The sequence below is a fragment of the Bacillus sp. bc15 genome (assembly GCF_900142585.1).
In the GTDB taxonomy this organism is placed as follows: domain Bacteria; phylum Bacillota; class Bacilli; order Bacillales; family Bacillaceae_G; genus Bacillus_A; species Bacillus_A cereus.
On the sequence record NZ_FRBJ01000003.1, the window covers coordinates 224,421 to 250,070 of the forward strand.

A 25,650-nucleotide genomic window follows, 5' to 3' on the forward strand; every position below is an offset into this window, starting at 1 on the left:
AAAAAAGACGCTGTCTGTCTGCTGAAAAATCAGGAAAACTCCATTTCAAAAAATAATTCACTTCTACTTTATTTCATCTGATAAAATATTTTTTAAATCTAAATATTCTTTTAATTATAGAGGTGAATTCAGTGATACCAACAAAGTTAAAAAAGGGTGATGAAATACGCGTAATTTCACCATCCTGTAGTTTAAGTATTGTTTCAAATGAAAATAGAAAACTTGCTATAAAAAGATTAACTGACATGGGCTTTCAAGTTACATTCTCAAAATATGCCGATGAGATAGATCAATTTGCTTCCTCTTCTATTTCTTCCCGCATTCAAGACCTCCATGAAGCATTTGGAGACCCTAATGTAAAAGCTATTTTGACGACACTTGGCGGATACAACTCCAATGGTTTATTGAAACATCTCGATTATGATCTAATTCGTAAAAACCCGAAATTTTTCTGTGGTTATTCTGATATTACTGCCTTAAATAATGCAATTTACACAAAAACAGGGCTTGTTACATATTCGGGTCCCCACTTCTCTTCATTTGGAATGGAGAAAGGGCTCGAGTATACAAACGATTACTTTTTACAATGCTTAACCACTAATGAGCCTATTGAAATCATTCCGGCGGAAACGTGGAGCGATGATTCTTGGTATATGGATCAGGAAAATCGAGAATTTATAAAAAATGAAGGGTATGTTCCAATTCAAGAGGGGGAAGCGACAGGAGAAATTATCGGTGGCAATATGAGCACACTTAATTTACTACAAGGCACACCATATATGCCAAACTTAAAGGACAAAATTTTATTCCTTGAAGAAGACAGTTTAACAGGAAAATCAACGCTTAAAACTTTTGATCGCTATCTACATTCCCTTATGCAGCAACCTGATTTTGAACATATAACAGGTATTGTAATAGGAAGAATGCAAAAAGAAGCAGAATGTACGATAGCGGACATTCAAGAAATGATTTCTTCAAAACCTGAACTTGCACATATTCCTATCATTGCAAATGCAAATTTTGGACATACAACTCCAATTTTTACTTTTCCAATTGGTGGACATGCCAAAATCATTTCTAACAAAGAAAATACATCTATCACTATTTTAACGCACTAAAAAAGGAGCGAACGATTCGCTCCTTTTATGATTTTTCTATTTTTTGCAACGCTTTTTGCGGGATTGACTCTTTCGTTATTTCAGCCCATCCTTTTCCTTGCATACCTTTTGCATAAATTTTTATAAAAGCACCTGCATGCAATTCACGATTTACCATTCTTTTAATAATTTGTTGCTTTCCGTCCTCTGTATACCCTTTAAATGTATACAAATATTCACCGTCTTTTTTCTCACCTTTATCTACAACCGCATAATAATCTTGTATTTCTTTATTTGAAAAGAAGTTGTCTACAAAAGCATGTACACCTTCTGTTTTTGTGTTTAAATAATATGCTGTTCCCCCTAAAATGATGGCGAATACAGCTAAAACTTTAATTACCAATTTCATACATGCGCCTCCTGTTTGCACTTCTTTCTCACTAGTATTATATCTATACTTGTATTATACGGAAAAGAGCATACTATACTCTATCTAAAAGTCTTACACTTTCCTTACATTATTGTAAGGGATTTTTTCTTAAAGCAAGTTCCCAAGAAAAAATTTTTCCGTTTCATACACTTTTATATTATTATTGAATGATACGAATTTTTATTACAAAAATCAAAGGAGACAGTTTTCAAATGGCTATCTTGCAAGGTTTAGCACTATTACTTGTTGTACTTTGTCTATTTACACTTTTCAGTTACCGTGCGCCTTACGGAATGAAGGCGATGGGCGCTTTAGCTAATGCAGCAATCGCAAGTTTTCTTATTGAAGCATTTCACCGTTATATAGGTGGAGAAATGTTTCATAATGACTTTTTACAATCAGTAGGAGAAGCTTCTGGTAGTATGAGCGGTGTCGCAGCAGCGATTTTAGTGGCATTAGCAATCGGTGTTTCCCCCGTATACGCTGTTTTAATTGGTATCGCTACTAGTGGATTCGGTATTTTACCAGGATTTTTCGCCGGATACGTTTGTGCCTTCGTCGTGAAATTTCTCGAAAAGAAATTACCGGCTGGTGTGGAATTTTTAGCAATCCTATTTATCGCTGCACCAATCTCACGTGGAATGGCAATGCTTATGGATCCGCTCGTTAACGCAACACTTGGTAAAATCGGTTCTATGATATCAGTTGCAACTACAGAAAGTCCTATCATTATGGGTATTATGCTTGGTGGATTAATAACAGTTATTTCTACCTCTCCACTAAGTTCTATGGCACTAACTGCAATGCTTGGATTAACAGGTTTACCAATGGCAATTGGTAGTCTTGCCGTAGCAGCCTCAGCCCCGATGAACTTTATTTTCTTTAAGCGACTAAAAATTTGCTCAAAGAAAGACACAATCGCTGTAGCAATCGAGCCTTTAACACAAGCAGATGTTGTTTCAGCAAATCCAATTCCAATTTATGCAACAAACTTCGTTGGCGGTGCACTTGCCGGTATTATTACATCGCTATTCCAGCTTGTTAATAATGCACCAGGAACAGCATCACCAATTCCAGGTCTTCTTGTCCTATTCGGATTTAATGACGTTATAAAAGTAACGATTGCTGCTGTACTATGTGGAATCGTTACCACTATTGTCGGATACATCGGGTCTATTGTGTTCCGTAAATATCCGATCCGCTCTGCTGATGAAATTCGTGGAGTTACTTCGGAAGAGAAGGTTGCATAAGAAAAAGAGCTATTCCCATCGTTTGAGAATAGCTTTTTTTGTGTTGCGTAACGGTAAATGAAATTATACCGGTGATTTTTTAAATATATCGACTTACCGACACATAACGACAAAGCAAGAGCCCTCTAATCATATAGAGGGCTCTTACTTTATCTAGCTGCAGCGGCTAGAATGATCGGTGGCTTCCGCTTTTATTTCTATCCAGTTACGCCTCCTAGACCCTTGCGTCTAAGAACCTTCCCTGCCAAAAGGTAAAAAGCACCTTTTGCAGGAAAGAACCTTAGTCACCGGGTCTAAACAGTCGGCTTCACTTTTATTTCACCCAACCGAGCAGCATTTCCCGCACGAATTTGCTTGCTGCGACTGGTGTTTGATCACTATGGTCGTAGACTGGGGCTACTTCTACTAAGTCTGCTCCAACTACATTTATATTTGAATTTGCAATTGCTACGATGGAATCTAATAATTCTTTAGATGTGATACCGCCAGCTTCTAACGTTCCTGTTCCTGGAGCGTGAGCTGGGTCTAATACATCAATGTCGATTGTGACATAGACTGGGCGTCCAGCAAGTTTCGGTAATACTTCTTTTAACGGTTCTAATACGTCAAATTTATATAAGTTCATACCTACTTCTTTCGCCCATTCAAATTCTTCCTTCATTCCAGAACGAATTCCGAAAGAATATACGTTTTCCGGACCAATTAAATCACACACTTTACGAATTGGTGTAGAGTGGGATAAAGGCTCCCCTTCATACGATTCACGTAAATCAGTATGAGCATCCATGTGGATGATTGCTAAATCCGGATATTTTTTTGCCATTGCCTTAAAAATTGGCCAAGACACTAGGTGCTCACCGCCGAGACCTAGTGGAAACTTATCGGCATCTAAAAGTTTTGATACATACTCTTCAATCATGTCTAAGCTGCGTTGTGCGTTTCCGAATGGTAATGGGATATCACCCGCATCAAAATATTTTACCTCTTCTAATTCACGATCTAAATACGGACTATATTCTTCAAGACCGATTGATACTTCACGAATACGTGCAGGGCCAAAACGAGATCCTGGACGGTAACTTACTGTCCAATCCATAGGCATCCCATAAATAACTACCTTTGACTCTTCAAAACTTGGATGACTTTTAATAAATACTTTACCTGAATAAGCTTCATCAAAACGCATATTCTTTTCCTCCTTATGTGGAACTTAAGGTATCCCAACCTTTCACTATTTCTCAAATTTGGAGCGAATTGCTCCTCTTTCTCGATTTACCGGGTCTTCTTTTTAACAACAAGAAGACGATTTTCTCTACAGAAGTGTAAGTAGCTAGCATGTTCAAGTCTTCTGGACAAACACCTTAAATGAGCTACTCACACTTTATTTGTTCAAGCTCGATTTTCTTACTTAATTAAATCGCCAACAAATTTCGGTAATGCGAATGCTGCGTTGTGTAATTCTTTTGTGTAGTATTTCGTTTCGATTTCGTGGAAACGCTCTTCACTTACTTCTAATGGATCATGTTTTTTAGATCCAATTGTGAACGTCCAAAGACCACTTGGGTATGTTGGAATATTAGCTGTGTATAAACGAGTAATTGGGAAAATTTCTTTTACATCTTTAAACACAGTCGTAATTAACTCTGGTGTGAACCAAGGGTTGTCCGTTTGTGCAACGAAAATACCATCTTCTTTTAACGCTTTTGAAATTCCAGCGTAGAAGCCTTTTGTAAATAGGTTTACTGCTGGTCCTACTGGCTCAGTAGAATCTACCATAATTACATCGTATTCATTTTCGCTTTCTGCGATATGTAGGAAACCGTCTCCTACTTTTACTTCTACACGCTCATTATCTAATGCGCCTGCAATTGATGGTAAGTATTGTTTAGAGTACTCAATTACTTTTCCATCGATTTCAACAAGAGTTGCTTTCTTTACACTTGGGTGTTTTAACACTTCACGAATAACACCACCATCACCGCCACCAACAACTAATACGTTTTCAGGGTTAGGATGTGTAAATAAAGGTACGTGCGCTACCATTTCATGATAAACGAACTCATCTTTTTCTGTTGTCATAACCATGCCATCTAAAATAAGCATGTTTCCGAACTCTTCCGTTTCAACCATATCAAGTTTTTGGAATTCTGTTTGCTCCGTATGTAATGTGCGGTTAATACGCGCCGTAATCCCAAAATGTTTTGTTTGTTTTTCAGTGAACCATAGTTCCATCGTACAATCACGCCTTTCAATGCAAATTTATAATAGGGACATCATTAATGTCCCCTAACAAAAATAAAACAAAACATCCAAAATGTATAGTTAAAAGTACAAAAATACCGAAAATATATTTTAGTCAGAGGGTTCTAACATATATGTATAAAGAAAACCCTTTCTTAAGAAAGGGCTTTTGTCTCTATTTCTACTGGTTTACGAATTGGAATTAGGATCATAATACAACCAACTAACACCACAATTCCTCCTACTAAAAACGGACTTTGTGGTGAAACAGTATGACCGATAATTCCTGATAAAATCGGAGCAATTGCGCCCCCTAACCAACGAACAAAGTTATAAACACCTGACGTAACAGATCTTTCATAAGGTGAAATATCCATTACATAACTTGTATATAATGCATTGTTTAAGCCAGATGCTAATCCTGATAAAACGATAAGAGTAATTTGTAACCACATAATTTTCACAAAGAATAGTGCAATTAAGAAAATCGCAAATACAAGTAAACTACCCTTCAATAATGTTTTTGGTTCATATTTCCCTTCTAGCTTATGTGCTAAAATTGCAGAACCATAAGCTAACGCTAATCCCCATCCGCAAAATACAAAGCCTAATTGAATAGCTGATAAATGCATAATAAGTGGTGAATATGCTAACACAACGAAAAATCCGTAGTAGTATAACATTCCTGAAATCGCACCTTGCATAAACGGTTTATACTTCACCAGGTTAAGTAATTCTCCTACGCCAGCAGCCTTACGCTTCACTTTTCGCTCCGGTTCTTTTACAAAAAAGAATACTAAAATAAATGCTAAGAAAATTAAAATACTCGTCGCGAAAAATGGATAACGCCAAGAATGTCCACCTAATATTCCACCCAATAACGGCCCCCCAGCCATACCTAAGCCGATCGCTGCTTCGTATAATCCTACTGCTTCATGAACTTCTTTACTTAATGCTATTAACAGCGTCATTGCTGTAGCAAAAAACATCGCATTTCCTAATCCCCATCCAGCACGGAAAAGAGATAATTGAGCAATCGTTTGCGATATACCACATATAAACGCAAATACAGTCACAATCGCAAGACCGATTGTCATCATCCGTTTATCACCAAATCTTGATGCAAATATACCAGCTGGTAACATCATGATTGCCATCGTTAAAATATAAGCAGTAAATAACATTTCAACTTGCCAATGCGTTGCACCAATTTTCTCTGCAATAATCGGCAAAATTGGGTCGACTACTCCTATACCCGAAAAGGCAAGGAAGGTAGCCACCACTGTAATCAATCTCCCTAGTTTTTGTTTGCTCTCCATTTTGATTACTCTCCTTTTGTGCTCTCTAAAAATGTTACTGCACGATGTAAACTATCTTCAAGTTCTGCCTTTACACGTTGCATTTGCTCCATTTTTTCGTCTAACGTTTGCACTTGTTTTTCAAGCATATCTTTAATTTCTTGAATCACTTCACGATCACGAGGGTTCTCGCTATTTCTTCTTTGCTCCATTCTTTCTTTTAGTGATAAGAAATGCTGCATTTCTTGAAGTGTGATTCCTAGCACTTCTTTCGCTTCTACAATTCTTTTAATTCTGGCAATATCCTCATCCGTATACAGACGAATATTCCCCTCACTACGTTCTGGGGGATGAATTAAACCAATTTCCTCATAATAACGAAGTGTACGTTTTGTTAAACCGACTTGCTTTGTTACTTCATCAATTTTATACATGTTTATTCCTCCCTTCACTTGATTATTACATTTTACGTTAACGTTAACTTTTCTGCAACTGTTAGACTTTTGTAAATGTTTATCATATTCAATTGTATTTTCCCTAAAGCAGTTTCATAATGAAAGAAAAGAGATAATAAGGAGAATTTCACATGAGTAAACCACTTATTTTCGCTCACCGCGGAGTAAAAGGTACACATCCCGAAAATACGATGATTGCCTTCCAAGAAGCAGAACGCATTGGCGCTCACGGAATTGAACTCGATGTCCACTTATCAAAAGATGGTGAACTTGTCGTAATTCACGATGAAACCGTCGATCGTACAACAAATGGCGTTGGACTTGTTTCGGAAAAAACGGTAGAGGAACTACAATCATTGGACGCTGGTAGCTATAAAGACCCTTCTTTCCATGAAGCAAAAATCCCAACGTTGCGTGAGATTTTCATTTGGCTTTCCACAACGAACTTACAACTAAATATTGAATTAAAGACAGATGTTATTCATTACCCAAATATTGAGGAAAAAGCTGTTGCACTTGTGCGCGAATATCATCTTTCTAATCAAATTGTATTTTCATCATTTAACCATGACTCTGTTTCATTATTAGCAGAAATTGCTCCTGAAATCCCAAGAGCAATTTTATATGATACACCGATTGCTGATCCAATTGCCGAAGCAAAACAGAGAAAAGCAAGTGGATTACATCCAAACTTCCAGCTATTAAAGAAAGAATTTGTGCAATTAGCACAAGAGCAAGGATATGTTTTCCGTCCATATACAATTAACGAATACAAAGATTTACAAACTATGATTGATTATGGTGTAGATGTCATCATTACCGATTGGCCAGCACGTGCCTTTGAGCTCCTTTCTTAATGGAAGGAGCTTTTTATTTTCGAAATTTCATTGTTTAAAATAAATGAAAACCCTCAATACTAATACAATAACGCTTGTATTAATGAGGGGCTGAAAAAAGATGGATCAGACTATGAATCCAAAACTTAAAAAATATAAACGTCTTTTCTTCACCGCAATGTTTTCTTGCGTCCTTTTCTTCGTTTTTTCTTTTTTTGTTATTATTATAGTCGCAAAAATTATGGGACCTCCTCCTGTTGCGGTCCCGCAAACAAGCGTCTTTTACGCAAACGATGATACTGTTATTGGACAAAGTAATGAAATTCAAAAACGTTACAATGTATCTCTCAATGAAATTTCTCCTTATGTAAAAGAGGCGACACTATCTATCGAAGACCAACGATTCTACAAACATCACGGCTTCGATGTGAAACGGATTGCAGGTGCAATTGTTGCTGATTTAAAAGCGATGGCAAAGGTACAAGGAGCTAGTACAATTACACAACAATACGCGCGTAATCTGTATTTAGATCATGATAAAACGTGGAAACGGAAATTATTAGAGGCAATGTACACTGTCCGCCTTGAAGTAAACTATAATAAAAATCATATTTTAGAAGGATATTTAAATACAATTTATTACGGACATGGCGCTTATGGAATCGAAGCTGCGTCCCGTCTATATTTCGATAAAACAGCAAAAGATTTAACATTAGCAGAAGCTAGTATGCTCGCAGGTATCCCGAAAGGGCCAAGTGTCTATTCTCCCTTTTTGAAAGAGGATCGTGCTAAAGGACGACAAGCTCTCATATTAGATGAAATGGTCGAACAAGGATATATTACGAAGCAACAAGCAGCCTTAGCGAAGAAAGAGCCACTAACTTTTGCCTCATTAGATACGAAAAAAGTAGCAGAGGTCGCACCATATTTCCAAGATGCTGTACAAGCTTCGCTTCTTCGTGATGTTGGATTAGACGAACAAGCTTTACAACGGGGTGGCTTGCGAATTTATACAACGCTAGACCCTAAACTACAAGCTGTAGCAGAGCAAGCTGTAAAAGATCATATACCTGACACAACAAACATACAAACTGCTCTCGTCTCTATGAATCCAACGACAGGTGAAGTGGCTGCTCTTGTTGGCGGAACTGATTATACTACGAGTCAATTTAACAGGGCTACACAAGCCGTTCGTCAGCCTGGTTCTACATTTAAGCCATTTCTATATTATGCAGCATTAGAACGAGGATTCACGCCTGCTACGCGCTTAAAAAGCGAATATACTGTATTTACTTTAGGTGACGGCGTTTCAAAGTATAAACCAAAAAACTATAAAGATTATTATGCAGATGATTTTGTAACGATGGCACAAGCTCTCGCAGTCTCTGATAACATATATGCTGTAAAAACGAATTTATTTTTAGGAGATGACGCACTCGCAAAAACAGCAAAACAATTTGGAATTACAAGTGCATTAAAAGATGTGCCTTCTCTAGCTCTCGGCACATCACCCGTAAAACCAATTGAAATGGTTAACGCTTATAGCATGTTCGCAAACGGTGGAAAAGAAGTAAAACCTACTTTCATTCGCCGCATTATGGATCATGAAGGAAATATATTATACGATGCTCATTTAGAGAGTAAACAAGTTCTCGACAAGAGCAAAGCGTTTGTAATGGAAGAAATGATGACCGGTATGTTTAATAAGAAACTAAGCAGTTATGCTGCTGTAACTGGCCAATCGATGTTATCAAAATTATCAAGAACATATGCCGGAAAATCTGGTTCTACTGAAACGGATAGTTGGATGATCGGATTTACTCCGCAAATCGTAACAGGTGTATGGGTCGGATATGATCAACCTAAATCTATTTCAAACGTAGCAGAACAAGGATATGCGAAGAAAATATGGACTGATACGATGGAGAAAGGCTTAGATGGACAGCCCAAAAAAGAATTTAAACAACCAGGTGACGTCGTAGCGGTTAATATCAACCCAGAGAACGGTAAAATTGCTACAAAAAATTGTCCTATTTCTGTGAAAATGTATTTCGCTAAAGGTACCGAACCGACTGAATATTGTATGGATCACGTCGATGATAAAGAAGAATTTGAAAAAACGACTGAAGAAAAGGAAAAAACAAGTTGGTGGAAAAAATATCTTCCTTGGTAAAAAAAATAGCTGACGGGCATCCGTCAGCTATTTTTTATTCACTTAATAATGCACGACGCAATTCTTCACTAGATTCGTTCCAAATCGCTTCATTATGTTCTTTCAAGAACGTACCAAGTACTTTTTTAGATGATTCATCCATATGGTCAACCATAATGTGACGCTTCATTGATTTATCCATTTTGTTTACGTGTTCTGGAAGTGATTTATATCCGCGACGAATTTCACGGTCTACTGTCATTTCACAAGCTGTTACACCTGCGTAATAAGCACCAGTTGCAGTTCTTTCAATCGTTACCCAAACAAGCCAAAATGGTTTTCCGTTTGGAACTTCATCTTTATTTGTTAAAAACTTAATACCTTTTTCTACTGTACTACGCGCATGCATCGCACCGATATCAACGAAAGCAGTTTTCTCTAGTACATCAACAAATACAGGTGAAATGTTTTCTAGGCTTAATGCCCCAACACCAAATCCACCATGTCCATCTGTTGAATCATTTTTCACGATATTAAAACCGATTTTTTTCTTTTTCTCTGTCATATGTAAAATCCTCCTCACTTAAAAATTATAAAAGGCCAAAAATAGGCGCAATGATACTTTGTAAAAACATTAATACATGCGGAATAACTACCTGGAAAATAGGTTGAATTGTGTAATTACTAAGCGGTGTAATAACGAGAATTAATAACGCAATCGCTCCATATTTTTCATACTGTGTCATTTTCGCGCGAATATTTGCTGGTGCTAAATCTTCCACTACACGATACCCATCAAGTGGCGGGATCGGTAATAAATTAAATACAAGTAAAACAATATTTAACATAATAAAGAGCTCAAAAAACTTTCCTAATGTTTCAGCTACTGCAACTGGAACTGCATCTAACACTCCAAATACTGCTAAGCTATACAAAATAATTAAACCAATTGCACTTAAAATTAAGTTACTAATCGGCCCTGCAATTGAAACTAATATGCCTGCAAGACGCGGTCTTTTAAAGTTATATGGGTTAACAGGAACCGGTCTGGCCCAACCGAATCCAAGAATTAATACTGCAATCAAACCGATAGGGTCTAAATGGGCCATCGGTGATAGCGTTAAACGCCCTTGTCTCTTTGCTGTATCGTCCCCAAATTTATATGCAACATATGCATGTGCAAATTCATGAACGGATAATGCAATAATAATCGCCATTGCTACCAACGGAATTTCGTGCAATGGATATCTAAATAACTGATCCATACTTCATCTCCTCTTCCATATGTCAAAAAAAGAAATTATTTGTTTTTTCGATTGTTCTTCCCCATAATCCGCTATAATAAGAGTGTAACTTACATAAAAGGAGCGATTGTACATGCCATACGTAACAGTGAAAATGCTAGAAGGACGCACAGAAGAACAAAAGAAAGCTCTTGCTGAGAAAGTAACAGCAGCAGTAAGCGAAACAACTGGTGCTCCTGAAGAAAACATCGTTGTTTTCATCGAAGAAATGTCTAAGAATCATTATGCAGTTGGCGGAAAACGCTTAAGCGACAAATAATTTCAAGTTTTTCATAAGAAGCAGCCACTAGCTGCTTCTTATTTCTTTCCTTCTAACAACTCAATAATTCTCTCTTTATATTTTCCTTTTCTTCCATCTTCATAGATTAAATCATGTGGATAGAATAGCTTTTGGTCCGTTCTTTTCTTACCTGTAATCGCCTCAACAATATCCGATTCACGTGAAAGCTCTCTAAGCTCTCCGTTTGGCATAAGAAGTAGGATTGGCAAACGCTCTTCTTCTTCTCCTGCACGATAAAAGTCATACGGTAAGTCTGATGTTGAATCAACTACTAAATAATACTCCGGATCAAGTCCAATCTTTTTAAATAAACTACTTAATTCCATCCAATTATCTAAACCGTGTTTATCTGTAAACTCTACATATTTAAATAGATTTCGATTCATAAAACGGCGGCATAGATCGCTTAAAATTGGATCTTCTTCTTCCTGCCATACTTGGAAGTAGTAATACATAACGTTCTCGTCTAACTTTAAATAATCCTCTACTGTTACTTCTTCTTCAAATAAAGAATAGAAATGAACAGGATGATTTTTAAATGTATAATACTTCTCGTGCAATGATTTAGCACGGTGTAAAATCTTCGTTAAAATAACTTCTGCACTTCGCGTTACCGGATGGAAATATACTTGCCAATACATTTGATAACGACTCATAATGTAATGCTCAACAGCATGCATACCACTATTTTTAATGACTACTTGATCCCCATACGGACGCATTACACGCAGTATACGTTCCATATCGAAGTTTCCATACTTTACGCCTGTAAAATAAGCATCTCTTAATAAATAATCCATACGATCCGCATCAATTTGGCTCGAAATCATACTAATTGCTAATTTATTAGTAGACGTTTTTGCAATTACATCTGCTACCTTTTGTGGAAACTCCTTATCAACACGACTTAATACATCATTAATCTCCGTATTGCCAACAATAATCTTTTGCGTAAATTTCTCATGATCTAATGAAAATACTTTTTCAAACGAGTGAGAAAATGGGCCGTGACCGACATCATGAAGTAATGCCGCACATAAACATAACAATCTATCTTCAGCATTCCAATTTGGTCTGCCATCAAACACATCATCAATCATACGACGAATAATTTCGTATACACCTAACGAATGAGTAAAGCGACTATGCTCTGCACCGTGAAATGTAAAAAATGTCGTTCCAAGCTGCTTAATACGGCGCAAGCGTTGAAATTCTTTCGTTCCGATTAAATCCCAAATAACACGATCACGCACGTGCACATATTTATGTACTGGGTCTTTAAACACTTTTGTTTCGCTGAGTTTGTCGTTTAAATATACCACTTTCCGACATCCCCCTTTCTTTACTACATTCTTACTTTATATTATAAACGAAATGAGAAACAGAAAGAAATGAAAGACTGTATTAATTACCTTTATAAAAAGAAAAAATCACCTTTACCGAAGTAAAAGTGATTTCCTTTATACATTATTTACCTAAAACGAATTCAGCAACTTCGTCTAAGATCATATCTTTCCCTAATGGGAAGTAACCTTTGTTTAAGTCTTCATTTTTAATTGTGAATACGTGGTTGTTTTTAACAGCGTTCATGTTTTTCCAAATTGATTCTTCTTGGAATTCTTTTAAGCGCTGAGAACCGTCACCAGTTGTAAATACGAATAAGTAATCTGGGTTGTAATCGATTAAAGCTTCTTTTTGTACTTGTACTAGTGGTTTATCAGTTGGTGTACCTTTAACTGCTGGTAGTTTTAAATCATTAAAGATTACGCTACCGTAACCGTAGTCACCGTATACGCGGAAAGCATTTGGATACGCAGCCATTTTCATGAATGTTGCTTCACCAGTTTTAGCGACGATTTTGTCATGTAATTTGCTTGCTTTTTCATCATACTTTTTGAACCATTCTTTTGTTTCTTTTTCTTTACCGAAGATTTGACCTACTTCTTCGAATTTTGGACGCCATTGATCTAATGGAGTGTTTAACATAACTGTTGGTGCAATTTTAGATAATTGATCATAAATCTTTTCTTGACGATTATTTACAAGAATTAAATCTGGTTTTGCAGCAGCTACTGCTTCGATGTTAATTTTATCGCCCCAAGCAGAACCAACTGGTTTAACGTCTTTTAGTTTCTTTTCAATATGTGCATCAATTTTTTCTTGAGATGTATTAGCAGTAATAACCGGTTTCATACCGAAAATTAATAATTCTTCTGTTGAACCACTAAGGTCAGCAATTTTCTTTGGGTTTGCAGGAATTTTAATTTCCCCTTTTGCATGTTTTACAGTGCGCTCTTCAGTCTTTGCATCTGCTTTCTTTTCTTCTTCTTTGTTAGAACAAGCAGCAAATAGTACAGAAGTCACAACTAATACCATTGCTAATAGTGCCATTTTAAAATTCTTCATGTTCCCACTCCTTCTAGCTGTATTTATCTTATAAGTTGCAATCAACTATAAGAAACGAAGATAACAATTAATCAATATATTTTTATTAATTGTTGTTAATACCCCATTCTAACGGGCGTTCAACTTCCCGTTCTTATATAAGAAGCTCAACGTCCATTAGAAGTCCCCCCTCTTCACGAGGGGGTTCTACTTAAGCTTTTTTACGCAATTGATTACTAATCATCGCTAAATCATATGTTAAGCAAATTGGCTTACAGTTTACTGGACATGGAACGATTTGAGCTTCAATCTCAAATACGTTACGAAGTGTTTCACTTGTCATAACTTCATCTGGTGTTCCTTGTTTCATTAACTTACCTGCTTTTAATGCAATCATATGATCTGAGAAACGAGAAGCGTGGTTTAAGTCATGGATAACCATAACGATCGTTCTACCTTCTTCTTCGTTTAATTTTTTCAATAAGTTTAATACTTCTAATTGATGAGCCATGTCTAAGTACGTTGTTGGTTCATCTAATACAAGTAATTCTGTTCCTTGCGCAAGAGCCATTGCGATCCACACACGTTGACGTTGACCACCTGATAGTGCTTCTGCTGGACGATTCGCAAATTCTTTCATTCCTGTCACTTCAAGTGCCCAGTTAATGTAGCGATAATCCTCTTCTTTCAACGTGCCAAACCCTTTTTGATGAGGGAATCTTCCGTATGACACAAGCTCAAATACAGTAAGACCCGTTGGTACTTCTGCAGTTTGTGGTAAAATCGCCATTTTCTTTGCAATTTCTTTCGTTGGCTGTTTCTCAATTGCTTTTCCGTCAAGATAAACAGTACCTTGCTTTGCCTTCAAAATACGAGACGCCGTTTTTAATAATGTGGACTTCCCACAACCATTTGGTCCAATAATTGTTGTAATTTTCCCTTCCGGAATTTCAACTGTTAATCCATCAATAATTAAACCTTCATTATAGCCAACAGATACCGCATCAACCACTAAAGTTGCCATACGAAAAGCCTCCCTTTATTTTGTCCTCATAAGTAAATAAATGAAATACGGTGCACCAATTACAGAAATAACAAGACCGACTGGTATTTCTGAAGTTGTTAGTACACTTCTTGAAATTACGTCTGCGAATAAAAGTAAAAACGTTCCTATTAGCGCAGCTGTGGGCAACATGATTTGATGTTTGCCACCAACAAGGCGCCTTGCTAAATGCGGGGCCATTAAACCGATAAAGCCAATTCCACCGGCAACAGCAACAGATGCACCCGCTAAACAAACTGCAATAAATAATAATTTACGTCTTTCTTTTTCTACATTTACACCAAGGCCAACTGCTGTAGAATCGCCTAGGTTCATTACATTTAATATGTGTGCTTTACTTATAGCAAGCGGTAAGAAAATAACCATCCATGGAAGTACACTTAATACGAATTTCCAATCTGTACCCCATAGACTTCCCGCCAGCCAAATCGTAGCAAAACGAAAATCGTTAGATGTCATCTTCATAGAGAAAATTAAACTAACAGCTCCAAATCCAGCTGCAACGGCAATACCGACTAGTATTAATCGAGTCGATGAAACGCCGTCTTTCCATGCTAATAAATAAATAATTACCGCTGCTAATATCGCTCCAACTAGTGCGAAAAATGGAAGAATGAATACAGATAAAAATGTACCAGTCCCTACTTTCCCGAAGAAGAAGTAGACGAATATAACAACTGTTAATCCCGCTCCAGCATTAATCCCTATAATACCTGGATCAGCAAGTGGATTTCGTGATAAACCTTGCAAAATCGCACCTGACATAGCTAAAGCAGATCCGACTAGTATAGCAATTACCATACGCGGCATACGGAATTCAAATAAAATAACAGACTGATCTTCACCCCCTAGTCCAACCAATGACTTTAATACGTCCATTGGGGGTATTTTAAAAGTTCCTGTATTTAAACTAATAAGAAATATAGAAACGATTAGTCCTACTAAAATCGTTAATATAGAAATGTTCTTTTTTGTTAAGACACTCGTCCTCACATCTTTCCTCTCCCTTCATTACGTGCTAAGTAGAGGAAGAATGGAACCCCAATTAGCGCTGTAATTGCTCCAATTGGCGTTTCAAATGGCGGGTTAATAACGCGAGATAACATATCTGCACATTCAATTAACAGCCCGCCTAAGACCGCAGAACATGGAATAACCCATCTATAGTCCGAGCCTACAAGGAAACGAGTCATATGCGGGATTACAAGACCAACAAACCCTACTGATCCTGCCATGGAAACTGCGGAACCCGTTAAAACAAGAACAAGTACTGTTCCGATAAATTTAATTAATGTCGTATTTTGACCAAGTCCAATTGCAATTTCTTCACCGAAGCTCAAAATTGTAATATATCTCGACATCATAATTGCGATAAAAAGGCAAACAAGGCCAATTGGCACTAACATATTAATGCTTTGCCATTTCACTCCAGCAACTCCGCCTGCATTCCACATGCTCACCTCTTGGGCAAGATTGAAATACAATGCGATTCCAGATGAAATTGCCCCTAATAAAGCACTAATAGCTGCACCTGCTAAAGCTAATTTCACAGGTGTTAATCCACCTGGTGAAGAAGACCCAATTCCATATACAATGCTTGCACCAAACGCAGCTCCAATAAAAGATGCGATAACAAACAGTAAATAAGGTGAATTAGGGAAAAATGCATACATAATTGCAATTCCAAATACAGCCCCATCTGTAATCCCCATTAACGATGGTGAAGCAAGTGGATTTCTCGTCATACCTTGCATAATTGCTCCTGATACCGCTAAAAAGGCACCTGCAACTACGCCCCCTATTGCTCTAGGCATGCGAAGCTCTTGAATTACATTATGATGTGTAATAGATCCATCAAACTGAAATACAGCTTGCCATACAGTCTTTAAACTAATATCTGCAGCCCCAAAAGAAATAGAAACTGCCATGCTTAAAGCTAACAAAATTGTACCCGCTACTAAAATAATAGAAGCGATGAGCGGTCTGCTCTTAATCTCTTTAACATTCTCTTCTTGCTGTTCTATACTGCTTGCGCTCGCTTCCATCCCTCAACCATCCTAACCAACAACATATATTTATTAAAATGAAATTTATTCTCAAATAGTAATAAAAAAATTAGGTGAATTGTTATTTTCCTGATAATGATTCTCAGAATCAGACACTTCTATTCTACCTATCGCTTTAAAAGACTGTCAACCATTATTTTGAAATATAAATTTATATAAATTGGAACTTTAATACAAAAGTTATATCCATCCTTTAGAAAACGTTCGTCTACACAAGAGTACTTTCGCAGAATAAATCTTTCCTCTTATGGGCATAAAAAAAGAAGAGTAATCTTTTCACTCTTCTTTTTCTTACTTATTTAACTTTGCTTCAATTTTTACGATTAACTCATCTTCTGTTGGAGCCGCAACTGGACGGTTATTTACAAATGCGAATGATTTTTTACGACCAGGACCACAGTAAGACTGACATCCAACTTCAATCGTTGCACATGAATCTACTTTTTTTAACTTCGGAACTAACGTTTTAACGTTCGTTGCCTGACAGTCATCGCACACGCGAAATTCGTTTCCCATTATATAACACTTCCTCTATTTTAAACTTTTCTCAAGTACGTTTAAAAATAAACACTAAATGGTATTTTACCGCTCTTTGAAGCTCGTTGCAAGTTTCCCTACAAAGCCTATTCTCTACATAATGCTACATATTTATATGCTCTCCTACAGAAGCGCTCACCATTCATGGGAAAATTTTTACCTTTCATCGAAATCTACCATATTTTTAAAAGCTTTGTATAAAAGTTTATTTTTTTGCCCATTATAAAAATAGGAAGTTCATAAAAAGAAAGGGAGTTGAATCTATGAAAGTAAGACAAGATGCTTGGACAGATGAGGATGATTTATTACTTGCTGAAACGGTACTTCGTCATGTTCGAGAAGGAAGTACGCAATTAAATGCATTTGAGGAAGTAGGAGATCAGTTAAATCGTACATCTGCTGCTTGTGGTTTCCGCTGGAATGCTGTCGTTCGCTATAGCTATGAACAAGCTCTTCAACTAGCAAAAAAACATCGTAAAGATAAAATGCGTGCTGCAAGCGGTGAACAAGCGAAAAAACGTTTACTTTATACACCACCAGCTTCAGATTCGATAACTGATTATGAAGAATTAGTACAAGAGGAATCAATCGTACAATATAAAGAAGCTATTCCATATCAAGAATCTACTGCTCCTGCTGCAAGAAGCTCTATGACAATGCAAGATGTTATTTATTTTTTACAAACAGTCGGATCTTCAAATATAAAAGTGACAGCTCTTGAAAACGAGAATACGAGATTGAAACAAGAAATTAAAGCACAAATCCTTCGGAATGAGGAACTAGAAAAGAAACTAGAAAAGTTAGAAAAGCAATCTCATACTGTACAAGAAGATTACGAAACACTTATGAACATTATGAACCGAGCTCGTAAATTGGCAGTCATGGATGACGAAGAACGTTCTCAAACATCTTTCCGAATGGACCGAAACGGTAATTTAGAAAAAATTGCAGAATAAAAAGGATGCATGTAATGCATCCTTTTTATTATTTCACCTTTAAGCTCCCCCTTTATATGTGAGAAAACTCCATTCTTCATTTTTTGCTATAATAGAGATTGTCATTTTAAAGATAAGGGGTTAGTTATATGAGCAATTCCCGTTCCATTTTATCTCAGCCAGAGTGGCGCATTGTAGATCAGTCTAGTTTGGGACCAACATTCCATGCACTTCAGTCATTCGCAATGGATGACACATTATGCACAAGCATTGGAAATGGCAAGTCATCCGCAACAATGCGTTCTTGGGTTCATCACAATACAATTGTCCTTGGCATTCAAGATTCACGCCTTCCGCATTTAGAAGAAGGTATTTCTTTTTTAAAACAACACAACTTCAATGTTATTGTTCGTAATTCTGGCGGGCTTGCAGTCGTGCTTGATGAAGGTGTTTTAAACGTATCACTTTTATTCCAAGAAACAGAAAAAGGTATCGATATTGATCTTGGATACGATACGATGTGGCATTTAATTAAGGAGATGTTAAAGGATTACAACGTTACTATCGAGGCAAAAGAAATTGTTGGCTCTTACTGTCCTGGTAGTTATGACTTAAGTATTCGCGATCAAAAATTCGCTGGTATTTCACAACGTCGTATTCGCGGCGGTGTCGCTGTCCAAATTTATCTCTGTGCTACCGGAAGTGGCTCTGAGCGTGCCGCACTCGTTCGTGATTTCTACAACCTAGCAATTCAAGGAAAAGAAACACGCTTTACGTACCCTGAAATTGTACCAAGTACGATGGCCTCACTCTCAGAATTACTTGGCGAAACCATTACAGTACAAGATTTAATGATGCGTCTTTTAAAAACATTGCAGCAATTCGCTCCAAAGTTAACACCATCTCAATTAACAATAGATGAGATTCCTTTATATGAGACGAATTTACAACGTATTATTGATCGTAATAATAAAGCACTTGGCTTAGAAAAATAAAAATGACCACCCTTAGGGTGGTCATTTTCCATACTAATTCATTTTAGAATTAAAGTGCTTGAGCTGCTGTAATTAAAGCTAACTTGTACACTTCTTCTTCGTTACATCCACGAGATAGGTCATTTACAGGCATGTTTAGGCCTTGTAAGATTGGTCCTACTGCTTCGAAGTTACCTAAACGTTGAGCGATTTTGTAGCCGATATTACCAGCTTCTAAGCTTGGGAATACGAATACGTTAGCATCACCTTTAATTGTAGAACCTGGAGCTTTTTTCTCAGCTACAGATGGTACGAATGCAGCATCAAATTGGAATTCTCCATCTAAAGTTAACTCAGGAGCCATTTCTTTTGCAATGCGAGTTGCTTCTACAACTTTTTCTGTTTCTGGAGATTTCGCAGAACCTTTTGTAGAGAAGCTTAACATAGCAACGCGTGGATCAATGCCGAATAACTCAGCAGTTTTCGCACTTTCGATACCGATTTCAGCTAAATCTTGGCTGTTTGGTGCAATGTTAATTGCGCAATCAGCAAATACATATTTCTCTTCTTCACGTACCATGATGAATACGCCAGAAGTTTTTGTAACGCCTGGTTTTGTTTTAATAATTTGAAGTGCTGGACGAACTGTATCAGCTGTAGAGTGAGCTGCACCACTTACTAAACCGTGTGCTTTGCCCATGTATACAAGCATTGTACCAAAATAGTTTTCGTCTTTAAGAATTTTGCGAGCGTCTTCTTCTGTTGCTTTACCTTTACGGCGTTCAACGAAAGATGCTACCATTGCATCCATTTCTTCGTATGTAGCTGGGTCGTAAATATCAACGCCTGCTAATGTTAAATTCATGCTAGCAGCTTTTGCGCTAATTTCTTCCTTATTACCAACTAAGATTGGTTTTACTAACTCTTCTTTCGCTAAACGCTCTGCAGCGCCTAAAATTCTTTCATCAGTTCCTTCAGGAAGTACGATAGAAATGCCTTTTCCTTGAACTTTTTCTTTTACTGTTGTAAATAAGTTGCTCACGAATAAACCCTCCTACATATGTTAAAAAAACTCTATCTTTAAGAATACTGCTTTTCTTCTATATTTTAAACTTATAGCTCCCAAAAAATAGATAAAATAAAAATGATTATATTTTCATAAAATTCAGCCGTTAAATTCACCTTACTTAAACCCTTAAATGTGACAATTTTATGCGCCAAGGTTTTATATAGATGATTTTAAAACTATATATGCTATAGTTAACGTGTAAAACTATCATTAACTGAGGTGAATAGAATGAGTGAAGCAACAACAACGTTAGATGGCTGGTATTGTTTACATGATTTACGTTCTATTGATTGGGCTGCATGGAAAACATTATCTAGCGACGAACGCGGACAAGCAGTGTCTGAATTTTTAAATGTCGTTGAAAAATGGAACGAAGTAGCTACTGCGAAAAAAGGTAGTCACGCAATGTATACAGTTGTTGGTCAAAAAGCTGATATTATGCTTATGATTTTACGTCCAACAATGGAAGAGTTAAATGAAATTGAGACAGAATTGAATAAAACAACTTTAGCTGAATATATGGTTCCTGCATATTCTTACGTATCTGTTGTTGAATTAAGCAACTATCTTCCAGCTGATGAGGATCCATACCAAAACCCACAAATTTTAGCTCGCTTATATCCTGAATTGCCGAAAGCAAATCATATTTGCTTCTATCCAATGGATAAGCGTCGCCAAGGTAATGACAACTGGTACATGCTTCCTATGGAAGAGCGTAAAAAAATGATGTACAGTCATAGTAAAATTGGTCGTCAATACGCAGGTAAAGTACGCCAAGTGATTTCAGGATCTGTTGGATTCGACGATTTCGAATGGGGCGTAACATTATTTGCTGACGATGTTCTTCAATTTAAAAAACTTATATATGAAATGCGCTTCGATGAAGTAAGTGCTCGTTATGGTGAATTCGGAACATTCTTCGTTGGAAACATCTTACCAGACGAAAAAGTAGAGAAATTTTTACACATATAATATTGAAAAAGGGACGAAATTCGTTCCTTTTTTTATTTTCCTCTATATTTCTCCTCAAAAAACTCCTTTTTCCCGCAAATTCGAACAAAAACCGACAAATTCCTTACAAAATTGTAACTTTTCTATATCCAAATTCATGCTAAAATGGTACGAGCTATATGCTAATAACGATGCGAAGGTGATAATTTATATGAAGAAAATTTTGTCTATTTTACTAGCGCTTCTATTGTCAATTTCTTCCTTAGGAGTAACAACATCCCATGCGGAAGAAAAAATACAAATAGAAGCTGCTGCTGCACTTCTATTTGATGCAGATACAGGGAAAATACTGCATGAACAAAACCCAGACGAACTGCTAGCTATTGCTAGTATGTCAAAATTAATTGTTGTTTACGCTGTTTTAGAAGCAATTAAAGAAGGGAAAATTACTTGGGATACGAAAGTAAATATTTCCGATTACGCTTATGAAGTCTCACGTAATAATGAATTCTCTAACGTACCATTTGAGAAAGGACGTCAATATACTGTAAGAGAATTATATCATTCTATTGTTATATTCTCTGCAAACGGATCTAGTATTGCTTTAGCAGAACTTCTTGCAGGAAGTGAGAAAAACTTCTTAAATCTTGCAAATGAACATGCAAAAAAGCTAGGGTTAAAGAAATATAAATTTGTAAACTCTACCGGGTTAAATAATGCTGATTTAAAAGGAAAACATCCTGAAGGAACCGATCCGACTGGAGAAAACTCCATGTCAGCTCGCGATATGGGTATTCTCGCAAAAACGATTATTACAAAGTATCCAGAAATGCTAGAGGATACAAAACAAAGATTTAGAAACTTCCCAGACAATCATCCAAAACCAATTCGTATGGAAAACTGGAACTGGATGTTACCAGGAGCTGCCTTCGCTTATGAAGGTACTGATGGTTTAAAAACAGGAAGTTCTGATACAGCTGGATATGGATTTACTATTACTGCGAAACGCGGTGATTTACGTCTTATCTCGGTTATTATTAAAACGAAATCAATGGACGAGCGCTTCACAGAATCTCGTGAATTAATCGAATATGGATTTAATAACTTCGAAAAACAAAAGCTCAAGGTTGATAAAAATAACACAATCTCTGTAGTAAAAGGGAAAGAAGATCAAGTAACGGTTGCACCTGAAAAAGAAATAACAGTAATTGCGAAAAAAGGTAGCAAAGATCCTTATAAAATTGGGACTGAATTAGATAAATCTCTTGCTGAAGATGGACATTTAGTTGCTCCTGTTAAGAAAGATGCTAAAGTAGGCTCAATTACTTTAGAATCAACTGATAAATATGGTTTCTTAGACGGTAGTAAAAGTATGAAAGTTACTGCAAAAACAACAGAGGAAGTTGAAAAAGCAAATTGGTTTGTGCTAACAATGCGCTCTATTGGAGATTTCTTCTCAAACTTATGGTCTAAAGTATTTTAATGATGAAAAGCTAGCTTTTTTTATTTTCCTCTCTCAATGTAAAACTTCGTTTGGTTGTCATATCTGAGTCCTTTTTCTCATACGTATGAACTAGTAATTGTTCCACACTTCATCTAGAAATAAACCTCTTTCCAAAAGGTATTACAAAAAGAGAGGTGACACATAATGGGTGTTATTGCTTATAACGAAGCAGATGTAAAGTTGTTAGCTAGACTGATGCGTGCTGAAGCCGAAGGAGAAGGGCAACAAGGAATGTTAATGGTCGGAAACGTTGGGGTAAATCGTGTCCGCGGAAATTGTTTAGACTTTAAAAGTATTCGTAATTTACGTCAAATGGTGTATCAAAATCCTGGTGGTTTTGAGGCAACACAAAAAGGATATTTTTATCAAAGAGCCCGTGAACAAGATATCGCCTTAGCAAGGCGAACTATTCAAGGACAACGTTTTTGGCCCGCTAACTTTGCCTTATGGTTCTTTAGACCTGAAGGTCCTTGTCCACCAACTTGGTATAACCAACAAAACTCTGGTCGCTTCAAAAAGCACTGCTTCTTCCAACCATCTGGTGAAGACTGTCCTAGCGTATATTAAGAGATGAAAATGAGGAGGGATTTTTGAATGGCACAGCAACAAAATCCGTACTATGGAACAGGTTTTTATCAACCATCTGGAACTTATGTCCAACCACAACAAATGACTCAACAACAACAGCAAGCAATGCAACAACAAACAGCTCAAGCTGCGCAAGCTCAATATGCAATTTCTCAGGGCATGTTACCTCTAGAGCAATCCTATATTGAAAATATCCTTCGTTTAAACAAAGGTAAGCAAGCTACAGTTGTAATGACTTATGAACGTGGCAGTTCCCTTGGTACACAATCTTATACAGGTATTATTGAAGCAGCCGGCCGTGACCATATCGTTATTAGTGAACCGCAATCAGGAAAACGCTATTTACTATTAATGATCTACTTAGATTACGTAGAATTTCCAGAAGAAATTACGTATTTACCTAGTCAACAAGCAACTTATACTCCAAGACCATAAAAAAAGCTGGCAAATGCCAGCTTTTGTTTTTTATAATCCTTTTACAACTGCAGTCCCTACTAGAATCCACGCCACAATAAACGCTACACCACCAAGAGGTGTAATTGGGCCAAAGAACTTAATGCCTGTCGTACTTAATGCATACAAACTACCTGAGAACATAATAATCCCAGCTACCATTAGCCAACCAGCAGTAGTTAAAAGTGATGATTGAACCTTATCCATCAATAAAGCAACTACGAATAATCCACCTGCATGAAACATCTGATATGTAACGCCTGTTTTCCAAACTTCTAACATTTTCGCAGAAATTTTATTTTCTAAACCGTGTGCTCCAAAGGCCCCTAACGCAACAGATAGCCCCGCTGCAATACAACCTAGTAAAAAGAAAATTTTCATCTTAATTCCCCTTTTTTACCTTTATCATAAGCAATTTTTTCATATAAGCCAAACGATTTAATTCTTAAAAATCAAATAAAGAATTACCATTTGCACCTTCTTCTTTTATATACACAGGTTCTCCAGAAACTGGTATAACTGGTTGAACTGTTGTTATAGGCTGTGATCCAATTACTTGCGATTGAATTTGCGGCTCCCTATACGTAGAAGATTCAACCTGTTCATCTAATAGTAAATCGCATAAAGCACGCACAACTAATAAATGTTCTTTTGACTTTTGTCCTTCGCTACTTTTTGCCTTCGCAATTTCATTCGCCATTTTATTTAAAATCTTGTCACTAGATATTTGCATTCCTTATCACCTCGTACTTTGTAATTCTTTCTCAAATTGTCCCAGTTTCTCTACTGAACCAAATACTATTATCATATCATGTTCTTGTAGTTTTTCCTGCCCCGTTGGATTATGTATAATATTACCATTTCTTGAAATCGCTAATATCGTTACATCAAACTGATTCCTTACATTACTCTCTAGTAACGATTTACCGACTAGTATTGAATCTTTGCCAACTAGAATTTCTTCAATGACAAATGACTGTTCTACTCCATACAACACTGTATCAATATAATGAACGGTTAATGGATTTGCAATACCTTTTGCTATATGAATACCTGCCATACTAGATGGATTAATAACCTTATTTGCACCAGCACGCCTTAATTTCTCTTCAGTTTCTGGCTTTTCAGATCTCGCCACAATTTTAATCGTATCGTTTAATCCTCTTGCTGTTAATGTAATAAATACATTTTCGGCATCATTTGCAACAATAGCAACTAAACCAGCTGCTTTTAAAATTCCGGCATTATGTAATACTTGATCTTCCGTTGCATCTCCATGTACAAATAAAAGCTTTTCCTGCTCCAATATACTTTCATCTTTATCAACAACGACAAATGGAATGATCTTTTCTTGCAATTCATGTACAACTTGAAGCCCCACTCTACCGCAACCACATACTATAATATGATTTTTCAACTGCGCTATTTGTTTATCCATCTTCTTCCTCCGTACTGCATGAAATAAATTCCCTTCAATAATCATAGCTGCCACTACCCCAATTGCATACGTAACAATACCTACACCAACAGGAATAATAAGGAGCGCAAATACTTTCCCTGCTTGCGTTACAGGAACAGCATCTCCGTATCCAACAGTCAATACAGTAATCATCGTCATCCAAAATGCTTGAAACAAACTAATCTCTTCAATTGTCATAAATCCTATCGTTCCTAGAATTACAACAAAAGTCATACATATAACTGCTATCCATAATTGCTTACGTGCATTCATACCGTGTTTCAACTCTTTTCTCTATCTACAATCTTTGCCAGTGGAAATAA

General features: G+C 36.7%; 28 protein-coding genes. 11 read left to right on the forward strand and 17 right to left on the reverse strand.

What is annotated here, in order from left to right:
* The first annotated feature begins 131 nt into the window (after window positions 1–131).
* Window positions 132–1,118, forward strand: coding sequence for a S66 family peptidase (locus BUA87_RS14865; protein WP_065229611.1), 987 nt, complete (start codon window positions 132–134; stop codon window positions 1,116–1,118).
* A gap of 25 nt (window positions 1,119–1,143) precedes the next feature.
* On the opposite strand, the gene BUA87_RS14870 is transcribed toward BUA87_RS14865, so the two are convergent.
* Complete coding sequence (locus BUA87_RS14870; protein ID WP_000779932.1) at window positions 1,144–1,506, reverse strand: YxeA family protein; 363 nt, start codon at window positions 1,504–1,506, stop codon at window positions 1,144–1,146.
* A gap of 233 nt (window positions 1,507–1,739) precedes the next feature.
* Between BUA87_RS14870 and BUA87_RS14875 the strand changes: the two genes are divergently transcribed.
* Complete coding sequence (locus BUA87_RS14875; protein ID WP_000996313.1) at window positions 1,740–2,777, forward strand: PTS sugar transporter subunit IIC; 1,038 nt, start codon at window positions 1,740–1,742, stop codon at window positions 2,775–2,777.
* 313 nt (window positions 2,778–3,090) lie between these two features.
* On the opposite strand, the gene speB is transcribed toward BUA87_RS14875, so the two are convergent.
* From speB to BUA87_RS14895, 4 genes are all read right to left on the reverse strand, one after another.
* Window positions 3,091–3,963 carry an agmatinase gene (speB, locus tag BUA87_RS14880; protein ID WP_001209831.1) on the reverse strand — a complete coding sequence of 291 codons (873 nt, stop codon included), beginning with the start codon at window positions 3,961–3,963 and terminating at the stop codon, window positions 3,091–3,093.
* 218 nt (window positions 3,964–4,181) lie between these two features.
* Window positions 4,182–5,009 carry a polyamine aminopropyltransferase gene (speE, locus tag BUA87_RS14885; protein WP_000424696.1) on the reverse strand — a complete coding sequence of 276 codons (828 nt, stop codon included), beginning with the start codon at window positions 5,007–5,009 and terminating at the stop codon, window positions 4,182–4,184.
* 164 nt (window positions 5,010–5,173) lie between these two features.
* Window positions 5,174–6,337, reverse strand: a complete 1,164-nt coding sequence (locus tag BUA87_RS14890) for an MFS transporter (protein WP_000444233.1) — start codon at window positions 6,335–6,337, stop codon at window positions 5,174–5,176.
* A 5-nt stretch (window positions 6,338–6,342) separates the two neighbouring features.
* Window positions 6,343–6,750 (reverse strand): MerR family transcriptional regulator, encoded by a 408-nt coding sequence (locus BUA87_RS14895; protein ID WP_000276560.1) that lies wholly within the window; start codon window positions 6,748–6,750, stop codon window positions 6,343–6,345.
* A 152-nt stretch (window positions 6,751–6,902) separates the two neighbouring features.
* On the opposite strand from BUA87_RS14895, the gene BUA87_RS14900 reads away from it, so the two are divergent.
* Window positions 6,903–7,628 (forward strand): glycerophosphodiester phosphodiesterase, encoded by a 726-nt coding sequence (locus tag BUA87_RS14900; RefSeq protein ID WP_072940132.1) that lies wholly within the window; start codon window positions 6,903–6,905, stop codon window positions 7,626–7,628.
* Between the two features lie 100 nt (window positions 7,629–7,728).
* Window positions 7,729–9,780: a transglycosylase domain-containing protein gene (locus BUA87_RS14905; RefSeq protein WP_071713923.1), complete on the forward strand. Its 2,052-nt coding sequence runs from the start codon at window positions 7,729–7,731 to the stop codon at window positions 9,778–9,780.
* A gap of 34 nt (window positions 9,781–9,814) precedes the next feature.
* On the opposite strand, the gene BUA87_RS14910 is transcribed toward BUA87_RS14905, so the two are convergent.
* A complete protein-coding gene (locus tag BUA87_RS14910; RefSeq protein ID WP_000136683.1) occupies window positions 9,815–10,324 on the reverse strand; it encodes a YwhD family protein in 510 nt (169 codons plus the stop codon).
* A 25-nt stretch (window positions 10,325–10,349) separates the two neighbouring features.
* Entirely contained in the window at window positions 10,350–11,024 is a 675-nt protein-coding gene (locus BUA87_RS14915; protein WP_000372443.1) for a site-2 protease family protein, read from the reverse strand.
* Window positions 11,025–11,136: 112 nt separating this feature from the next.
* Here BUA87_RS14915 and BUA87_RS14920 point away from each other — a divergent pair, with 112 nt between their 5' ends.
* Window positions 11,137–11,322, forward strand: a complete 186-nt coding sequence (locus BUA87_RS14920; RefSeq protein WP_001147171.1) for a 2-hydroxymuconate tautomerase — start codon at window positions 11,137–11,139, stop codon at window positions 11,320–11,322.
* 38 nt (window positions 11,323–11,360) lie between these two features.
* Here the strand turns inward: BUA87_RS14920 and BUA87_RS14925 are convergent, their stop codons facing one another.
* The 6 genes from BUA87_RS14925 to BUA87_RS14950 form a co-directional block, all read right to left on the reverse strand.
* Window positions 11,361–12,665 (reverse strand): HD domain-containing protein, encoded by a 1,305-nt coding sequence (locus BUA87_RS14925; protein WP_000262741.1) that lies wholly within the window; start codon window positions 12,663–12,665, stop codon window positions 11,361–11,363.
* Window positions 12,666–12,810: 145 nt separating this feature from the next.
* Window positions 12,811–13,749, reverse strand: a complete 939-nt coding sequence (locus BUA87_RS14930; protein ID WP_000787724.1) for an ABC transporter substrate-binding protein — start codon at window positions 13,747–13,749, stop codon at window positions 12,811–12,813.
* Between the two features lie 190 nt (window positions 13,750–13,939).
* The gene (locus tag BUA87_RS14935) at window positions 13,940–14,752 is read right to left on the reverse strand and encodes an ABC transporter ATP-binding protein (RefSeq protein WP_072940136.1); all 813 of its coding nucleotides are present in this window, start codon (window positions 14,750–14,752) and stop codon (window positions 13,940–13,942) included.
* Between the two features lie 15 nt (window positions 14,753–14,767).
* A complete protein-coding gene (locus tag BUA87_RS14940) occupies window positions 14,768–15,784 on the reverse strand; it encodes a FecCD family ABC transporter permease (protein ID WP_001260759.1) in 1,017 nt (338 codons plus the stop codon).
* Window positions 15,781–16,836, reverse strand: a complete 1,056-nt coding sequence (locus tag BUA87_RS14945) for a FecCD family ABC transporter permease (RefSeq protein WP_029443687.1) — start codon at window positions 16,834–16,836, stop codon at window positions 15,781–15,783. Before BUA87_RS14945 ends, BUA87_RS14940 begins: the two co-directional genes overlap by 4 nt.
* A 312-nt stretch (window positions 16,837–17,148) precedes the next feature.
* Complete coding sequence (locus tag BUA87_RS14950; RefSeq protein ID WP_000526079.1) at window positions 17,149–17,373, reverse strand: YuzB family protein; 225 nt, start codon at window positions 17,371–17,373, stop codon at window positions 17,149–17,151.
* A gap of 284 nt (window positions 17,374–17,657) precedes the next feature.
* On the opposite strand from BUA87_RS14950, the gene BUA87_RS14955 reads away from it, so the two are divergent.
* Entirely contained in the window at window positions 17,658–18,350 is a 693-nt protein-coding gene (locus BUA87_RS14955) for an RsfA family transcriptional regulator (protein WP_000868358.1), read from the forward strand.
* Window positions 18,351–18,478: 128 nt separating this feature from the next.
* Window positions 18,479–19,324, forward strand: coding sequence for an octanoyl-[GcvH]:protein N-octanoyltransferase (locus BUA87_RS14960; RefSeq protein WP_071713922.1), 846 nt, complete (start codon window positions 18,479–18,481; stop codon window positions 19,322–19,324).
* A 49-nt stretch (window positions 19,325–19,373) separates the two neighbouring features.
* On the opposite strand, the gene pta is transcribed toward BUA87_RS14960, so the two are convergent.
* On the reverse strand, window positions 19,374–20,345 hold the full coding sequence (gene pta / locus BUA87_RS14965) for a phosphate acetyltransferase (RefSeq protein ID WP_000067215.1): 972 nt from the start codon (window positions 20,343–20,345) through the stop codon (window positions 19,374–19,376).
* A gap of 255 nt (window positions 20,346–20,600) precedes the next feature.
* Between pta and hemQ the strand changes: the two genes are divergently transcribed.
* The 4 genes from hemQ (at window position 20,601) to gerQ (ending at window position 23,850) form a co-directional block, all read left to right on the forward strand.
* Window positions 20,601–21,344, forward strand: coding sequence for a hydrogen peroxide-dependent heme synthase (gene hemQ, locus BUA87_RS14970; RefSeq protein ID WP_016079605.1), 744 nt, complete (start codon window positions 20,601–20,603; stop codon window positions 21,342–21,344).
* Between the two features lie 190 nt (window positions 21,345–21,534).
* Window positions 21,535–22,806, forward strand: coding sequence for a serine hydrolase (locus tag BUA87_RS14975; RefSeq protein WP_071713920.1), 1,272 nt, complete (start codon window positions 21,535–21,537; stop codon window positions 22,804–22,806).
* A gap of 165 nt (window positions 22,807–22,971) precedes the next feature.
* On the forward strand, window positions 22,972–23,394 hold the full coding sequence (gene cwlJ, locus BUA87_RS14980) for a cell wall hydrolase CwlJ (protein ID WP_000538155.1): 423 nt from the start codon (window positions 22,972–22,974) through the stop codon (window positions 23,392–23,394).
* 27 nt (window positions 23,395–23,421) lie between these two features.
* Window positions 23,422–23,850 (forward strand): spore coat protein GerQ, encoded by a 429-nt coding sequence (gene gerQ, locus BUA87_RS14985; RefSeq protein WP_000068652.1) that lies wholly within the window; start codon window positions 23,422–23,424, stop codon window positions 23,848–23,850.
* A 30-nt stretch (window positions 23,851–23,880) separates the two neighbouring features.
* Here gerQ and BUA87_RS14990 read toward each other — a convergent pair whose 3' ends face one another.
* From BUA87_RS14990 to BUA87_RS15000, 3 genes are all read right to left on the reverse strand, one after another.
* The gene (locus BUA87_RS14990) at window positions 23,881–24,249 is read right to left on the reverse strand and encodes a DUF423 domain-containing protein (protein WP_000688315.1); all 369 of its coding nucleotides are present in this window, start codon (window positions 24,247–24,249) and stop codon (window positions 23,881–23,883) included.
* A 64-nt stretch (window positions 24,250–24,313) separates the two neighbouring features.
* On the reverse strand, window positions 24,314–24,601 hold the full coding sequence (locus tag BUA87_RS14995) for a YwdI family protein (RefSeq protein WP_001167346.1): 288 nt from the start codon (window positions 24,599–24,601) through the stop codon (window positions 24,314–24,316).
* Between the two features lie 6 nt (window positions 24,602–24,607).
* Window positions 24,608–25,600 (reverse strand): potassium channel family protein, encoded by a 993-nt coding sequence (locus BUA87_RS15000; RefSeq protein ID WP_072940140.1) that lies wholly within the window; start codon window positions 25,598–25,600, stop codon window positions 24,608–24,610.
* Window positions 25,601–25,650: the final 50 nt, after the last annotated feature.

What these genes read in the sequence shown, in the direction of transcription:
- gerQ (WP_000068652.1), top strand. Translation starts at nt 23,422, where the DNA reads ATGGCACAGCAACAAAATCCGTACTATGGAACAGGTTTTTATCAACCA.
- BUA87_RS14945 (WP_029443687.1), bottom strand. Translation starts at nt 16,836, where the DNA reads ATGGAAGCGAGCGCAAGCAGTATAGAACAGCAAGAAGAGAATGTTAAA.
- BUA87_RS14905 (WP_071713923.1), top strand. Translation starts at nt 7,729, where the DNA reads ATGGATCAGACTATGAATCCAAAACTTAAAAAATATAAACGTCTTTTC.
- hemQ (WP_016079605.1), top strand. Translation starts at nt 20,601, where the DNA reads ATGAGTGAAGCAACAACAACGTTAGATGGCTGGTATTGTTTACATGAT.
- BUA87_RS14975 (WP_071713920.1), top strand. Translation starts at nt 21,535, where the DNA reads ATGAAGAAAATTTTGTCTATTTTACTAGCGCTTCTATTGTCAATTTCT.
- BUA87_RS14930 (WP_000787724.1), bottom strand. Translation starts at nt 13,749, where the DNA reads ATGAAGAATTTTAAAATGGCACTATTAGCAATGGTATTAGTTGTGACT.
- BUA87_RS14995 (WP_001167346.1), bottom strand. Translation starts at nt 24,601, where the DNA reads ATGCAAATATCTAGTGACAAGATTTTAAATAAAATGGCGAATGAAATT.
- BUA87_RS14960 (WP_071713922.1), top strand. Translation starts at nt 18,479, where the DNA reads ATGAGCAATTCCCGTTCCATTTTATCTCAGCCAGAGTGGCGCATTGTA.
- speB (WP_001209831.1), bottom strand. Translation starts at nt 3,963, where the DNA reads ATGCGTTTTGATGAAGCTTATTCAGGTAAAGTATTTATTAAAAGTCAT.
- BUA87_RS14950 (WP_000526079.1), bottom strand. Translation starts at nt 17,373, where the DNA reads ATGGGAAACGAATTTCGCGTGTGCGATGACTGTCAGGCAACGAACGTT.
- BUA87_RS14870 (WP_000779932.1), bottom strand. Translation starts at nt 1,506, where the DNA reads ATGAAATTGGTAATTAAAGTTTTAGCTGTATTCGCCATCATTTTAGGG.
- BUA87_RS14910 (WP_000136683.1), bottom strand. Translation starts at nt 10,324, where the DNA reads ATGACAGAGAAAAAGAAAAAAATCGGTTTTAATATCGTGAAAAATGAT.
- BUA87_RS14895 (WP_000276560.1), bottom strand. Translation starts at nt 6,750, where the DNA reads ATGTATAAAATTGATGAAGTAACAAAGCAAGTCGGTTTAACAAAACGT.
- BUA87_RS14915 (WP_000372443.1), bottom strand. Translation starts at nt 11,024, where the DNA reads ATGGATCAGTTATTTAGATATCCATTGCACGAAATTCCGTTGGTAGCA.
- BUA87_RS14890 (WP_000444233.1), bottom strand. Translation starts at nt 6,337, where the DNA reads ATGGAGAGCAAACAAAAACTAGGGAGATTGATTACAGTGGTGGCTACC.
- BUA87_RS14900 (WP_072940132.1), top strand. Translation starts at nt 6,903, where the DNA reads ATGAGTAAACCACTTATTTTCGCTCACCGCGGAGTAAAAGGTACACAT.
- BUA87_RS14920 (WP_001147171.1), top strand. Translation starts at nt 11,137, where the DNA reads ATGCCATACGTAACAGTGAAAATGCTAGAAGGACGCACAGAAGAACAA.
- BUA87_RS14875 (WP_000996313.1), top strand. Translation starts at nt 1,740, where the DNA reads ATGGCTATCTTGCAAGGTTTAGCACTATTACTTGTTGTACTTTGTCTA.
- speE (WP_000424696.1), bottom strand. Translation starts at nt 5,009, where the DNA reads ATGGAACTATGGTTCACTGAAAAACAAACAAAACATTTTGGGATTACG.
- BUA87_RS14935 (WP_072940136.1), bottom strand. Translation starts at nt 14,752, where the DNA reads ATGGCAACTTTAGTGGTTGATGCGGTATCTGTTGGCTATAATGAAGGT.
- BUA87_RS14990 (WP_000688315.1), bottom strand. Translation starts at nt 24,249, where the DNA reads ATGAAAATTTTCTTTTTACTAGGTTGTATTGCAGCGGGGCTATCTGTT.
- cwlJ (WP_000538155.1), top strand. Translation starts at nt 22,972, where the DNA reads ATGGGTGTTATTGCTTATAACGAAGCAGATGTAAAGTTGTTAGCTAGA.
- BUA87_RS15000 (WP_072940140.1), bottom strand. Translation starts at nt 25,600, where the DNA reads ATGAATGCACGTAAGCAATTATGGATAGCAGTTATATGTATGACTTTT.
- BUA87_RS14955 (WP_000868358.1), top strand. Translation starts at nt 17,658, where the DNA reads ATGAAAGTAAGACAAGATGCTTGGACAGATGAGGATGATTTATTACTT.